Annotated in this window: 11 protein-coding genes; all 11 read left to right on the top strand. The window is 63.3% G+C overall.

All coding sequences use genetic code 11. The annotated features are described in order from the left end of the window. Positions 1–210: 210 nt before the first annotated feature. Positions 211–1,353: an ABC transporter substrate-binding protein gene (locus tag H7687_RS06075; protein WP_183346174.1), complete on the top strand. Its 1,143-nt coding sequence runs from the start codon at positions 211–213 to the stop codon at positions 1,351–1,353. A 40-nt stretch (positions 1,354–1,393) separates the two neighbouring features. Next, entirely contained in the window at positions 1,394–2,533 is a 1,140-nt protein-coding gene (locus H7687_RS06070) for an ABC transporter substrate-binding protein (RefSeq protein WP_183346173.1), read from the top strand. 13 nt (positions 2,534–2,546) lie between these two features. After that, the gene (locus tag H7687_RS06065; protein WP_183346172.1) at positions 2,547–3,431 is read left to right on the top strand and encodes a branched-chain amino acid ABC transporter permease; all 885 of its coding nucleotides are present in this window, start codon (positions 2,547–2,549) and stop codon (positions 3,429–3,431) included. A 163-nt stretch (positions 3,432–3,594) separates the two neighbouring features. Then, complete coding sequence (locus H7687_RS06060; RefSeq protein ID WP_183346171.1) at positions 3,595–4,560, top strand: branched-chain amino acid ABC transporter permease; 966 nt, start codon at positions 3,595–3,597, stop codon at positions 4,558–4,560. Next, positions 4,553–5,305, top strand: coding sequence for an ABC transporter ATP-binding protein (locus H7687_RS06055; RefSeq protein ID WP_183346170.1), 753 nt, complete (start codon positions 4,553–4,555; stop codon positions 5,303–5,305). Before H7687_RS06060 ends, H7687_RS06055 begins: the two co-directional genes overlap by 8 nt. 226 nt (positions 5,306–5,531) lie before the next feature. Next, positions 5,532–6,275, top strand: coding sequence for an ABC transporter ATP-binding protein (locus tag H7687_RS06050; RefSeq protein ID WP_183346169.1), 744 nt, complete (start codon positions 5,532–5,534; stop codon positions 6,273–6,275). 2 nt (positions 6,276–6,277) lie between these two features. Then, a complete protein-coding gene (locus tag H7687_RS06045; RefSeq protein WP_183346168.1) occupies positions 6,278–7,579 on the top strand; it encodes a phenylacetate--CoA ligase family protein in 1,302 nt (433 codons plus the stop codon). Between the two features lie 105 nt (positions 7,580–7,684). Further along, on the top strand, positions 7,685–8,017 hold the full coding sequence (locus H7687_RS06040) for a c-type cytochrome (protein ID WP_183346167.1): 333 nt from the start codon (positions 7,685–7,687) through the stop codon (positions 8,015–8,017). Positions 8,018–8,389: 372 nt separating this feature from the next. Further along, positions 8,390–11,656 carry a formate dehydrogenase gene (fdh, locus tag H7687_RS06035; protein ID WP_183346166.1) on the top strand — a complete coding sequence of 1,089 codons (3,267 nt, stop codon included), beginning with the start codon at positions 8,390–8,392 and terminating at the stop codon, positions 11,654–11,656. Next, complete coding sequence (locus tag H7687_RS06030) at positions 11,653–12,453, top strand: 4Fe-4S dicluster domain-containing protein (protein WP_183346165.1); 801 nt, start codon at positions 11,653–11,655, stop codon at positions 12,451–12,453. Before fdh ends, H7687_RS06030 begins: the two co-directional genes overlap by 4 nt. Continuing rightward, on the top strand, positions 12,450–13,475 hold the full coding sequence (gene nrfD / locus H7687_RS06025; RefSeq protein WP_183346164.1) for an NrfD/PsrC family molybdoenzyme membrane anchor subunit: 1,026 nt from the start codon (positions 12,450–12,452) through the stop codon (positions 13,473–13,475). The genes H7687_RS06030 and nrfD overlap by 4 nt, the downstream gene beginning before the upstream one ends. Positions 13,476–13,623: the final 148 nt, after the last annotated feature.

Here is a 13,623-nt window from a genome sequence, read left to right as displayed (position 1 = left end):
CCCCGACCCTCTCCCAGAGGGAGAGGGAGAAAGGGCGGTGGCGCAGGCAAGATCCCTCACCCCGGCCCTCTCCCATAGGGAGAGGGGGAAAAGGTCGTAGGCGCAAATAATCATCCGCCCGGCACCCGTGCCCGCACCTGAACCGTTTCTTTAACGGCTGTCGTACAACCTGTTCATATTCAATGTGTTTAACCAAAGAGGGGGCAACAGATGAGAAAGATGTTCGCTGTAATCGGTATCACCATGCTGCTTCTGTGCAGTGCCAGCGCGGCCTTCGCCGCGGCTCCGATCAAGATCGGGGGACTCTTCGCCGTTACCGGTCCTGCTTCCTTCCTTGGCGAACCTGAAAAGAACACCCTCGAACTGCTGGTCAAAGAGGCCAACGCCAAGGGGGGCATCAACGGCTCCAAGATCGAGCTCTTCATCTACGACACCGGCGGCGACGCCACCAAGGCGGTGCAGCTCGCCAACAAGCTGATCAAGAACGACAAGGTGGTGGCCATCATCGGACCGAGCACCACCGGCGAGTCGATGGCCGTGATCCCGGTCGCCGAGAAGGAGCAGATCCCGCTGGTCTCCTGCGCTGCCGGCATCAAGATCACCGACCCGGTGAAAAAATGGGTCTTCAAGACCCCGGCCAACGATCACGTCGCCGCCGAGAAGATCCTGATTCAGGCCGAGAAACTGAAGCAGAAGAACATCGCCCTGATCACCGTTTCCGACTCTTTCGGCTCCTCCGGGCGCGAACAGCTGAAGCAGATGGCGGCCAAGCGCGGCTTCAAGATCGTCGCTGACGAGGTCTACTCGCCCAAAGACACCGACATGACCCCGCAGCTCACCAAGATCAAGGCTGCCAAGCCGGACGCCATCATCTGCTGGGGCACCAATCCCGGCCCGGCCATCATCACCCGCAACATCCAGCAGCTCGGCATCAAGACCCAGGTCTACCAGAGCCACGGCGTCGCCTCCAAGAAGTACATCGAGCTCGCCACCGCCCAGGCCGCCGAGGGGATCATGCTCCCGGCCGGCAAGCTGGCCGTGTTCGACCTGCTGAAGCCCAGCGACCCGCAGGCGAAACTCCTGAAGGACTACAACACCGACTACAAGAAGAGCTACGGCGTCGAGGCTTCCACCTTCGGCGGCTACGCCTATGACGGCTTCCAGCTGGTCGCCGCGGCCATCAGGAAAGGGGCCGCCACCGCGGCCCAGATCCGCGACGGCATCGAGAAAAACGGCCGCATGGTCGGCGTGTCCGGCATCTTCAAGATGACGCCCACCGACCACAACGGCCTCGACCTGGGCGCCTTCGAGATGGTCCGCATCGTCAAGGGCGACTGGGTCATCGTAAAATAACGACCGGCGGCGGGATGCCGCTCAAAAGGGGAGGGAAATCGTGAAAAAACTTGTCTCGACTGCTTTTGCTTCGTTTGCATTGCTCTGCCTGTCCACTGCTGCACTGGCAGCCCAGCCCATCAAGATCGGCGCGCTTTTCGCCGTGACCGGCCCGGCTTCGTTCCTTGGTGAGCCCGAGCGCAACACGGCGCAGATGGTGGTCGACGAGATCAACAAGGCCGGCGGCGTCAAGGGGCGCAAGCTGGAGCTGATCACCTACGACACCGGCGGGGACGCCACCAAGGCCGTCCAGCTCGCCAACAAGCTGGTCAAGAACGACCAGGTCGTCGCCATCATCGGCCCCAGCACCACCGGGGACAGCATGGCCATCATCCCGGTCGTTGAGAAGGCGCAGATCCCGCTCATCTCCTGCGCGGCCGGCAGCAAGATCACCGAGCCGGTGAAAAAGTGGGTGTTCAAGACTGCCCAGAACGACGGGCTGGCTGTGGCCAAGATTTACGAGCAGCTGAAGAAAGAGAAGAAGACCAGGGTGGCCATCCTGACCGTCTCCGACGGCTTCGGCTCCTCCGGGCGCGAGCAGTTGAAGGCGCAGGCGGCCCACTACGGCATCCAGATCCTTTCCGACGACACCTACGGCCCGAAAGACACGGACATGACCGCGCAGCTGGCCAAGATCCGCGGCTCCCAGGCCCAGGCCCTCATCTGCTGGGGCACCAACCCCGGTCCGGCCGTCATCGCCAGGAACGCCAAGCAGCTCGGGCTCTCCATCCCGGTCTACATGAGCCACGGCGTCTCCTCCAAGAAGTTCATCGAACTGGCCGGCGATGCCGCCGAGGGGATTCGTCTCCCGTCCGGCAAGGTGCTGGTCGCCGACCTGCTGCCGAAGAACGACAAGCAGAGGGCGTCGCTGCTCGCCTTCATCAAGGACTACCAGAACCACTTCAAGGCCGAGGGCGACCACTTCGGCGGTCACGCCTGGGATGCGGTCATGCTGCTGAAAGGCGCCATCGAGAGGGGAGGTGACACCCCGGCCGGCATCCGCAATGCACTGGAAGCGACCCGCAACTTCCCGGGCATCGGAGGCGTGTTCAGCTACTCCGCCAAAGACCACGCCGGTCTGACCAAGGATGCCTTCACCCTGGTCGAAGTGCGCAAAAAAGACTGGGTGCTGGTCAAGTAGGTAAAGAGGATTCATGGAGCTTTTAAACCAGGTAACGCAGTTCGTCATATCGGGGCTCGCCACAGGTTCCATCTACGCCCTGATCGGCCTCAGCTTCGCCATCATCTTCAATTCGACAGGGATCATCAACTTCGCCCAGGGTGAGTTCGTCATGCTTGGCGGGGTGTTGACCATCTTTTCGCTGAACGTGCTGCACCTGCCGCTTCTGGCGGCCATCCTGGTCGCGGTAGCGGTAACGACCGTCATCGGCCTTGTTTTCGAGCGGCTGGCCATCCGGCCGCTCAAAAATGCCACCCCGCTCATGCTCATCATCATCACCATCGGCGCCAGCATCCTGATCCGCGGTCTGGTGATGCTCCTGTGGGGCAAGGACACCCAGGCGCTGCCGGCCTTCTCCGGGACCGATCCCATCAGCGTCGCCGGCGCCACGTTGTTGCCGCAGCACCTCTGGATCTTCGGGGTCACCGTCCTGGTCATCATCGGCTGCCGGCTCTTCTTCAACCACACCATCAGCGGCAAGGCCATGCGCGCCTGCTCCTTCAACCGCCGGGCCGCCAACCTGGTCGGCATCAGCGTCGGGCGCATGGTGCTCTTCTCCTTCGTGATTTCCGCGGCCGTCGGCGCGCTGGCCGGCGTGATCATTGCGCCGCTCACCATGACCGCCTACGACGTCGGCGTCATGCTGGGGCTCAAGGGGTTCTGCGCCGCCATCATGGGGGGCATGGGGAGCGGTCTGGGCACCGTCCTGGGTGGCCTGATTCTCGGCACCCTCGAGTCGCTGGGCGCCGGCCTTATCTCGTCCGGCTACAAGGACGCCATCGCGTTTTTCATCCTGCTCCTGATTCTTTTCATCAGGCCGCAGGGGCTTTTCAAGAAGGGCGAAACAGAGCGCGTCTAGTTCCTCTCCCCTCGGGAGAGGGTGCCCGAAGGGCGGGTGAGGGAGACGCCACGTAGTGAGCGAGGCGCCTGTTGCAGCGCCCTCACCCTTGCCCCTCTCCCGGAAGGCGAGGGGGTGTTTACCGGTAGCCGTTGTACCAATGACGTGGAAGGATGAATTTGCTTTGAAATCGGACAGAATAAAATTTCTCGTTTTTGCCCTCGTGGTGCTGCTCATGCCGCTGCCGCTCTCCGGTGGGTATCTCACCAACGTCCTCATCTTCGTCGGGATTAACAGTGTGCTCGCCCTGGGGCTCAACCTCCTTTTGGGCTACGCGGGGCAGATCTCGCTCGGGCAGGCCGCCTTCTTCGGCCTGGGCGCCTACGGCTCCGGCGTCTTGACCACCGCCTACGGCCTCAACCCCTGGCTGGCCATGATCGCGGTCGCGGTCTGCGTCGCCCTGTTCGCCTTTGCCATCGGCTTCCCGGTGCTGCGCCTCAAGGGGCACTACCTGGCCATGGCGACCCTCGGCGTCGGCGTCATCGTCAACATCGCCTTCAACGAGACCGTGGACCTTACCGGCGGACCCTCCGGGCTCTCCGGCATCCCCAACCTCAGCATCGGCAGCCTCACCTTCGACTCGGACCTGAAGAACTACTACCTGGTCTGGGTGTTCGCGCTGGGCATGATCCTGTTGTCGCTGAACCTGGTCAACTCCCGTTTCGGCCGCGGTCTGCGCGCCATCCACGATTCCGAGGTGGCCGCCCGCGTCATGGGGGTCAACGCGAGGCTCATGAAGGTGCAGGTATTCACCCTCTCGGCATTCATGTCGGCCATCATGGGGAGCCTGTACTGCCACGTGATGACCTTCATCTCGCCCAACTCGTTCGGCTTCCACTTCTCCGTCGAGCTCCTCACCATGATCGTCATCGGCGGCCTGGGTAGCGTGTACGGCTCCATCCTGGGGGCGTTGCTCTTGACCATGCTCCCCGAGATGCTGCGCACCTTCCAGGACTATGACATCATCGTGTACGGCCTTTTGCTGATCACCATGACCATCTACCTCCCCGGCGGCCTGGTTGAAGGGATTCCGGCGCTGTTCCGGCGCCTGGTGCCGGCGAAGAAGGTAACGGAGGGGAGCGATGCTTAGCCTGAACGGAATCGGCAAGAGGTTCGGCGGGCTGACCGCCCTGGAGGGGATCAGCTTCAACGTCGGCAAGGGATCCATCACCGGCATCATCGGCCCCAACGGCGCCGGCAAGACCACGCTCTTCAACGTCGCCACCGGGATCTATCCCCCCTCCTGCGGCGCGGTGCTGCTGGAAGGGAAGGACATCTCCAAGCTGCCGCCGGAAGGGCGCGCGCGGCTGGGACTGGTGCGCACCTTCCAGAACATCGAACTCTTCGGCAAGATGACCGTGCTGGAGAACGTCATGGTCGGCCTGCACACGCAGAGCAGCTCCGGCTTGTTTGCCTGCTCCTTCCGCATGCCCTGGCAGATGAGCGAGGAAAAGCGCATCCGGGCGCGGGCCATGGAACTGCTCGACTTCGTCGGCATTCCCGAACTGGCCGAGGTTCAGGCCGGGACGCTTTCCTTCGGCAAGGGGAGGCTCCTGGAGATCGCCCGGGCCATGGCTCTGGAGCCGAAGCTTCTCTTGATGGACGAACCGGCGGCGGGGCTCAACAGCAGTGAAACTGCGGAGTTGGCGGACCTCATCAAGAAGATCCGCGACCTGGGTGTCACGGTGGCGCTGGTCGAGCATGACATGGACCTGGTCATGGACATCTGCGACCAGTTGGTGGTCCTCAATCTCGGCACCATGCTGGCCGAAGGGACCCCGCGGCAGATCCAGGACAACCCGGCCGTCATCACGGCGTACCTCGGAGAGGAATAGCTCCACTCCCTCACCCCCGCCCCTCTCCCGGAGGGCGAGGGGGGAAGACCTCCAGTTCCCTCTCCCTGTGGGAGAGGGTGCCCGAAGGGCGGGTGAGGGAGTCGCCACGTAGTGTGAGAGGCGCCTGTTGCAGCGCCCTCACCCCCGCCCCTCTCCCAAAGGGCGAGGGGAGAATGCCTCACGTCCTCTGTCGGAGGGCGAGGGGGCATAACCAAGGAATTTGCTAATGCTAAAGATCAAGAACATCAACGCCTATTACGGCAAGGTGCACGCGCTCAAGAACGTCTCGCTGCACCTCAAAGCCGGCGAAATAGTCACCCTCATCGGCGCCAACGGCGCGGGTAAGACCACGCTGCTCAACACCCTTTCGGGCATCATCCCCACCGCAAGCGGCGAGATCCTGCTTGAGGGGAAGAATATCGTGGGGCAGGCGGCCGACCGCGTGGTCTCGCTGGGGCTGTCCCAGGTGCCTGAAGGACGCCAGGTCTTCAACCCGCTCATGGTCGAGGAAAACCTGGAACTGGGCGCCTACCTGCGCTATCGCGCCGGCGGACAGCGAAGCGAGATCGCCGCGGACCTGGAGCGGATGTACCAGATGTTCCCGAGACTCAAGGAGCGCCGTCGCCAGGCCGCGGGGACCCTGTCGGGGGGAGAGCAGCAGATGCTGGCCATCGGCCGTGCGCTCATGGCGCGCCCGAAGCTTCTGCTGCTCGATGAACCCTCCATGGGGCTCGCCCCCCTGGTGGTGCAGGACATCTTCAGGGTGATCGAGCGCCTGCGCAGCGAGGAGGGGACCACCATCCTCCTGGTCGAGCAGAACGCGCGCGCCGCGCTGAAGGTCGCCGACCGCGGCTACGTCCTCGAGACCGGTAAAGTGATACTTGAAGGAAAGGCATCCGAACTGCTGGAAAACAAGGATGTGCAGCGCGCCTATCTCGGGCGCGACAAGAAAGAAATTTGGGAGAGGTAGCTATGCAGATTTGGGAGCCCGAATACGAGTGCATGCCGCGGGAGGAGATCGAGCAGCTCCAATTGGAGCGGCTCCAGGCTACTCTGAACCGCGTTTACAAGAACGTCACCTGCTACCGCACCAGGTTCAAGGAGATGGGGATCGTCCCCGAGGACGTCCGGTCCCTCGCCGACCTGGCCAAGCTCCCGTTCACCACCAAGGAGGATCTGCGCCTCAACTACCCGTACGGCATGTTCGCGGTGCCACTGCGCGAGGTGGTCCGCATCCACTCCTCCTCCGGCACCACCGGCAAGCCCACCGTCGTGGGCTACACCAAGCACGATCTCAAGGTCTGGTCCAGCCTCGTGGCCCGCTTCATGACCGCGGCCGGCGTCAACAGCGACGACGTGGTGCAGATCGCCTTCGGCTACGGTCTCTTCACCGGCGCCTTCGGCCTGCACTACGGCTCCGAGATGATCGGCGCCTCCGTCATCCCGATGGGCGCGGGCAACACCGAGAAGCAGATCATGATCATGCAGGACTACCGCACCACCGCGCTGGTCTCCACACCGAGCTACGCGGTCACCATCGCGGAGCGGATGGAGAAGATGGGGATCGATCCCAAGGGGCTCACCCTCAAGGTCGGTCTCTTCGGCGGCGAGCCCTGGTCCGAGGCGATGCGCCGCGAGATCGAGGAGCGGCTCGGCATCACCGCCACCGACAACTACGGCCTCTCCGAGGTGATCGGCCCGGGCGTCGCCGGCGAGTGCCTGTGCAAGCGCGGCATGCACATCTCGGAGGATCACTTCATCGCCGAGATCATCGATCCCGATACCGGCGCGGTGCTCCCTCCGGGGAGCGTGGGCGAGCTGGTGCTCACCTCGCTCACCAAGGAAGCGTTCCCCATGGTGCGCTACCGGACCCGCGACATCACCTCGCTCGATTATGAAAAGTGCGACTGCGGCAGGACCATGGTGCGCATGAAGAAGACCATGGGGCGTTCCGACGACATGCTCATCATCAAGGGGGTCAACGTCTACCCGTCGCAGATCGAGGACGTGCTGTTCGCCATCGAAGGGTGCCAGCCGCACTACCAGCTGGTCGTGGACAGGAAGGGCGCCCTCGACACCCTGGAGATCCGCATCGAGGTGACCGAAAACATCTTCTTCGACGAGATGAAGAAGCAGAAGGCCTTTCTGGACAAGGTGGAGAAGAAGATCGACTCCGTGCTCGGCGTCGGCGCCGTGGTGAAGCTGGTTGAGCCCAACAGCATTCCTAGAGCCGAAGGCAAAGCATGCCGCGTCATTGACAACAGGAAAATCTAGACTAGCATTGATTCCGCTTTTGCTTTCAAGCCGGGTGTCATTGACAAGGCTGCAAGCATATTCAACTGGGGTACGCCCCCCCGATACTACCAAGGAGGAATCAGGATGAAAAAAGTTCTTATTGCTACTGCTGCCGTGCTGTCTATGTCGGTGATCGCCGTTCCGGCATTCGCCGAAGCCAAGAAAGGCGAGAAGATCGACGCCAAGGCCAAGTTCGACCAGCACTGTGTCGCCTGCCACCCGAAAGGCGGCAACATCATCAATCCGAAAAAGGGTCTCGGCAAGAAGGACCTTGCCGCCAACGGCATCAAGACCGAGAAGGACATCGTCGCCAAGATGCGCAATCCCGGTCCCGGTATGACCAAGTTCGACGCCAAGGCCGTGCCCGATGCCGAAGCCAACGCCATCGCCAAGTACATCCTGGCCACCTACAAGTAATTCCGCTTGCCAGAGGGGACAGGCTCCGTTAGGTGCCTGTCCCCCTAGTGGAACGCTCCTTTCAGCTCAGCCGCCTTCCCCAAACACTAAGGGGACAAAGCACTAAGGGGACAGGCACCTGGCGGAGCCAGTCCCTAAAAGTAAAAAGCACCTGCCGCCCTAGCGCCGGCAGGTGCTTTTTTTATTCCAATCAATCCCTCTACCTTCAAATCCCTCACCCCTGCCCCTCTCCCGGAGGGCGAGGGGGGAGCCGAAGAACCTTCCCTGTACGGCGGAATATGGTGCCATGTCTTCACATTGGCGTTTGACTTTGCTGCCTCCAATGTTAAACACAACTAATGTTTTTTAACCCGGTTTACCAAGGAGCAGGCGATGGCAAAGAATAACTGGTTCTTGAAGTGGCCGGCCCTGCGCCAGGTTGCCAGCGGCGATCCGGCCGGATTGGGTGAATCCGCTATGACAGAGAGAACGCGCTCCCTTAAACCAAGGACCGCCGAAGCGGACAAGGTGGTGGGGTCGGTCTGCCCTTACTGCGGCGTCGGGTGCGGCCAGAAGGTCTATGTCAAGGACGGCAAGATCCTGGACATCGAGGGGGACTACGACTCGCCCATCTCGGAGGGGTGCCTGTGCCCGAAGGGCTCGGCTACCATGCAACTGGTCACCGGGACGCACCGGACCATGAACGTCCTGTACCGGCGCCCCTACGGCAAGAAATGGGAGAAGATCCCGCTCAAACAGGCCATGGACATGGTGGCGGACCGGGTCAAGCAGACCCGCGACGAAACGTGGGAGGAGCAGCACGAAAAAGGCCATCCGCTGCGACGCACGCTGGGCATCGCACACCTGGGCGGCGCCACGCTGGACAATGAGGAGAACTACCTGATCAAGAAGCTCTTCACCGCCTTGGGCATGGTCCAGGTGGAGAACCAGGCACGCATCTGACATTCCTCAACCGTCCCCGGTCTGGGGATCTCGTTCGGCAGGGGAGGGGCGACCACCTTCCAGCAGGACCTGCAACACTCCGATTGCATCGTAATCCAGGGCTCCAACATGGCGGAATGCCACCCGGTCGGCTTCCGCTGGGTTATGGAGGCCAAGCGCCGCGGCGCCACCATCATTCATGTCGATCCCCGTTTCACCCGCACCAGCGCCGTCGCCGACATCCACGTCCCCATCCGCCCCGGCAGCGATATCGCCTTCCTTGGGGGACTGGTCAACTACATCATCAGTAACGAGCGCTGGTTCCGCGACTACGTGGTCAACTACACCAACGCCGCCGCCCTGGTTTCGGAGGATTACCGGGACACCGAGGACCTGGACGGTCTCTTCAGCGGCTGGGATGCGGAGAAGGGGCAGTACGATCCTTCTTCCTGGCAGTATCGCGGCGTGGAAGTGACACCTGCCGCCGGGCACCGCGAGATGTTCTCCGGTGAACCCCGTGCCGAGCGCGGCGCCATCGTATCGGCGGAGCAGCACGATTTCACCCTTACCGATCCCCTGTGCGTATTCCAGATCGTGAAAAGGCACTTCTCCCGCTACACGCCGGAGGTGGTGCAGGAGGCATGCGGCGTTCCTCCCGAACTGTTCGAGAAGGTGGCGCGCGCCTTGTGCGACAACTCGGGTCGGGACCGGACCAGCGCGTTCTGCTACGCCGTCGGGTGGACGCAGCACTCGGTTGGGGTCCAGTACATCCGCACCGCCGCCATCGTGCAGATGCTCCTGGGCAACATCGGGCGTCCCGGGGGCGGCATCATGGCCCTGCGCGGGCACTCCTCCATCCAGGGATCGACCGACATCCCCACCCTCTACAACATGCTGCCGGGCTACCTCCCCATGCCCAAGGCCTCCTACGACACCGACCTCAAGAAATACCTGGAGTACAACGAATCGGCCTCGGGTTGGTGGAGCGAATTTCCCAAGTACACCGTGTCTTTGCTGAAGGCCTGGTATGGCCCCGCCGCAACTTCCCAAAACGACTGGTGCTACCACTACCTGCCCCACATCTCGGGCGATCACTCCCACATGGTCACGGTGGCGGCCATGGCCGACGCCCAGGTGCAGGGCTACTTCGTCATGGGGGAAAACCCGGCGGTGGGGTCGATGAACTGCGCCCTGCAGCGCAAGGGGCTGCATAACCTGAAGTGGCTCGTGGTGCGCGATTTCGCCCCCACCGAGACGGCGGAGTTCTGGCGCAACGCACCCGAGATCGTTGCCGGCGACGTCAAACCGGAGCAGATCGGCACCGAAGTCTTCTTCTTCCCCTGCGCCGCCCATACCGAGAAGGACGGCACCTTCACCAACACGCAGCGCCTTTTGCAGTGGCACCATAAGGCGGTGGAACCGCCCGGCGACTGCCGCTCCGAGTTGCATTTCATCTGGCATTTGGGCAGGCGACTGAAGGAGCTGTACCGGAGCTCCTCCGAGCAAAAGGATTTTCCCCTGCGCGACCTGACCTGGGACTACCGCAGCATCGGCGAGATCGAGGAACCGGATGCCGAGGAAGTGCTTGCCGAAATCAGCGGCTACACCCTGGGGGATCACAAGTACCTGCCCGGGTACAAGGAACTGAAGGATGACGGCAGCACGGTCTGCGGCTGCTGGATCTATTGCGGTTGCTACAAGGATGGGGTCAACCAGCCAGCCCGCAGGAAGCCGGCATCGGAGCAGACCTGGGTGGCGCCGGAATGGGGCTGGGCGTGGCCTGCCAACCGGCGCCTGCTCTACAACCGCGCCTCTGCCGACCCCGATGGCAAGCCCTGGTCGGAACGCAAGAAGTACGTCTGGTGGGATCCCGGTGAGCGCAAGTGGACCGGCTACGACAACCCCGACTTCATTGTCGACCGTCCTCCCGACTACCGTCCGGGGCCCGGCGCCAAGGGGATCGACACCCTTTCCGGCATCGATCCTTTCATCATGCAGGCGGAAGGGAAGGCCTGGATGTATGACCCCAACGGCCTTCTGGACGGCCCGCTCCCCACCCACTACGAACCCGAGGAGTCGGTGCTGAAAAACCCGCTCTACGGACAGCAGTGCAACCCGGCGCGCATGGAGTGGATTCGCAACGACAACCCTTACCACAAGGCATGGGGCGATCCCGATTACCCCTTCATCGCCACGACCTACCGCCTCACCGAGCATCACACCGCCGGGGGGATGAGCCGATGGCTGCCGTGGCTGTGCGAACTGCAGCCCGAGATGTTCATCGAGGTCTCGCCGGAGCTTGCCGAACTGCGCGGGTTGGAAAACGGAGGCTGGGCCACCGTGAGCACCATCCGCGGAGAGATCGAGGCGCGGGTCCTGGTGACCGGGCGGATGCAGCCTTTCGTGCAGCAGGGGCGGACCCTGCACACGGTCGGCATCCCGTATCACTGGAGCTGGATCGGCCGTTCCACCGGTGACGCCGCCAACGAGCTCACCGCCTTCGTGGCCGACCCCAACGTCAGCATCGAGGAGTCGAAGGCGTTCTCGGTCCAGGTGGTGGCGGGGAGAAGGGCGAAAAAACGGCGGGCGGCGGCCCAGGGGCCGCTGGTGGAGCGCGAGGTGTCCGGACCCGAGCGGGATCTCGCGCCGGTACATGAAAAGCCCGGCGGCAAACACGGCCTACACGCAGGCAAGACCGAAATGACGGAGGAATCATGACCACTCCAGCTACCGGTTTCTTTACCGACACCAGCGTCTGCATCGGCTGCAAGGCCTGCGAGGTCGCCTGCAAGCAGTGGAACCAACTCCCCGCCGATGGTGACTTTTTCAGCGGCCGTTCCTACGACAACACCATTCACCTGGAGGCGACCACGTGGCGCCATGTCGCGTTCGTGGAGCGCCAGGCCCGGCTCTCCGGGCAGACCACGTCACGGCCATTCTCCTGGCTCCTCATGTCCGACGTCTGCAAGCACTGCCAGCGCGCCGGCTGCCTGGAGGCCTGCCCCACCGGCGCCATCGTGCGCACCGAGTTCGACACCGTCTACGTCCAGCCCGACGTCTGCAACGGCTGCGGCTACTGTGTTGTCTGCTGCCCCTTCGGCGTCATCAACCGGCGCGAGGACGACGGCCGCGCCTGGAAGTGCACGCTCTGCTACGACCGCCAGAAAGACGGGGTGGAGCCTGCCTGCGCCAAGGCCTGCCCGACCGATTCCATCGCCTTCGGCAAGCTCGATGACCTGAGGGAGATGGCCCAGGCCAGGCTGCAGGAGCTGCACCGGCGCGGTGTGACCGAGGCATGGCTCTACGGGATGAGCGAACGGGACCAGCCCGGCACGGAAGGGCTGCATGCCTTCTTCCTGCTGCTGGACCGACCCGAGGCCTACAACCTCCCTCCCGACCCTATCGTGCCGACCAAGGGAGTGGCAGGGTCGTGGGGCGTTATGGCGCTGGCCGCGGCCGGGATGGCGGCAGCGGCACTAGCCGCCACCCACAGCAGGGGAGGTGACCGGAAATGAGCCTGGCACAGAGCAGGTTGCACGTAGGAAGGGAGATGAGCCCGGGACTGGCGCTGCAGATCGGCGAGGGGGCCGCGCAGCAGGTGAAGCATGCCGAGCCGGATGCCGGCGGGATCGTGCCGCTGTGGCGGCAAGTGCCGTCGCAACACCGGACCGACCACAACTACTATGACCTGGCGCTACTCAAGGAGCCGGTCTGGATCTGGTCCGTCCCGGCGTACTTCTACATGGGTGGCGTGGCGGGAGGAAGCGCCATGCTGGCCGCCGCCCTGCACGGCAAGAAACGATTGCGCCGGTTGGCAAACTGGTGCCGCTTCCTTGCCTTTCTCGGTACCACGATAGGCCCGGTACTGCTCACCTACGACCTGGGGAAGATGAGCCGTTTCCTGAACATGCTGCGCGTGTTGCGCCCCAGTTCTCCGATGAGTATCGGCTCCTGGTCCCTTGCCGGTACCGGGATGATGGCGGCCCTCTCGCTGTTGCAGGGGGATCGTTCCGGGGCTGTTACCCGTTACGGCACGGCGGTCGGTGGGCTCCTGGTGGCCGGCTACACGGGGGTGCTTTTGGGCAACACCGCCAATCCGCTCTGGCGCGAACGGCGGCTGCTCCTGCCGGCGCTGTTCATGTCTTCGGCCGCAGCCAGCACTGCCGGCGTGTTGCAGATGATGCCGCTCGACGAGCGCGAGGAAAAGGTGGTGCAGCGCTTCGGCATGGTCGGCAAGGCGGGCGAAGCCGCCTGCATGGTGGCTATGCAGAGGAATGACGCCACGGTGCCGGAGGTGGCGGCGGCCGCCAGGGAAGGGAAGGGGGGAGTGCTGTGGACGGCGGCCAAGGCCGCGCTGGTGTCCGGCATTCTGGTCGAGTTGCTGCCGGTGCGCTCTCCCTTGAAGAGGAAGGTCAGTGGCGCCCTTACCACCATCGGCGCCATCTGCCTGCGCTTCGCGCTTTTGGAATCGGGGAAGGCGGCGGCGCGTGAGCCGCAGACGACGATCAATGTGCAGCGCAGGAGGATGAAGGGGTAAGGGTTGGTTGCGGTAGAGGGACGGCATAAGCAAAGAGCGCCGCAGGAAATTCCAGCGGCGCTCTTCTTGTTTCCCGAGCAGGCTTCTATCCCCTCTCCCTCCGGGAGAGGGTGCCGGAAGGGCGGGTGAGGGAGGTACCCAGATGCAC

Source organism: Geomonas paludis (assembly GCF_014193585.1).
GTDB classification, from domain to species: Bacteria; Desulfobacterota; Desulfuromonadia; order Geobacterales; family Geobacteraceae; genus Geomonas; species Geomonas paludis.
This window is presented reverse-complemented; position numbering and strand designations above follow the sequence as displayed.

What these genes read in the sequence shown, in the direction of transcription:
- H7687_RS06075 (WP_183346174.1), top strand. Translation starts at nt 211, where the DNA reads ATGAGAAAGATGTTCGCTGTAATCGGTATCACCATGCTGCTTCTGTGC.
- H7687_RS06065 (WP_183346172.1), top strand. Translation starts at nt 2,547, where the DNA reads ATGGAGCTTTTAAACCAGGTAACGCAGTTCGTCATATCGGGGCTCGCC.
- H7687_RS06055 (WP_183346170.1), top strand. Translation starts at nt 4,553, where the DNA reads ATGCTTAGCCTGAACGGAATCGGCAAGAGGTTCGGCGGGCTGACCGCC.
- H7687_RS06050 (WP_183346169.1), top strand. Translation starts at nt 5,532, where the DNA reads ATGCTAAAGATCAAGAACATCAACGCCTATTACGGCAAGGTGCACGCG.
- H7687_RS06045 (WP_183346168.1), top strand. Translation starts at nt 6,278, where the DNA reads ATGCAGATTTGGGAGCCCGAATACGAGTGCATGCCGCGGGAGGAGATC.
- H7687_RS06040 (WP_183346167.1), top strand. Translation starts at nt 7,685, where the DNA reads ATGAAAAAAGTTCTTATTGCTACTGCTGCCGTGCTGTCTATGTCGGTG.
- H7687_RS06030 (WP_183346165.1), top strand. Translation starts at nt 11,653, where the DNA reads ATGACCACTCCAGCTACCGGTTTCTTTACCGACACCAGCGTCTGCATC.
- nrfD (WP_183346164.1), top strand. Translation starts at nt 12,450, where the DNA reads ATGAGCCTGGCACAGAGCAGGTTGCACGTAGGAAGGGAGATGAGCCCG.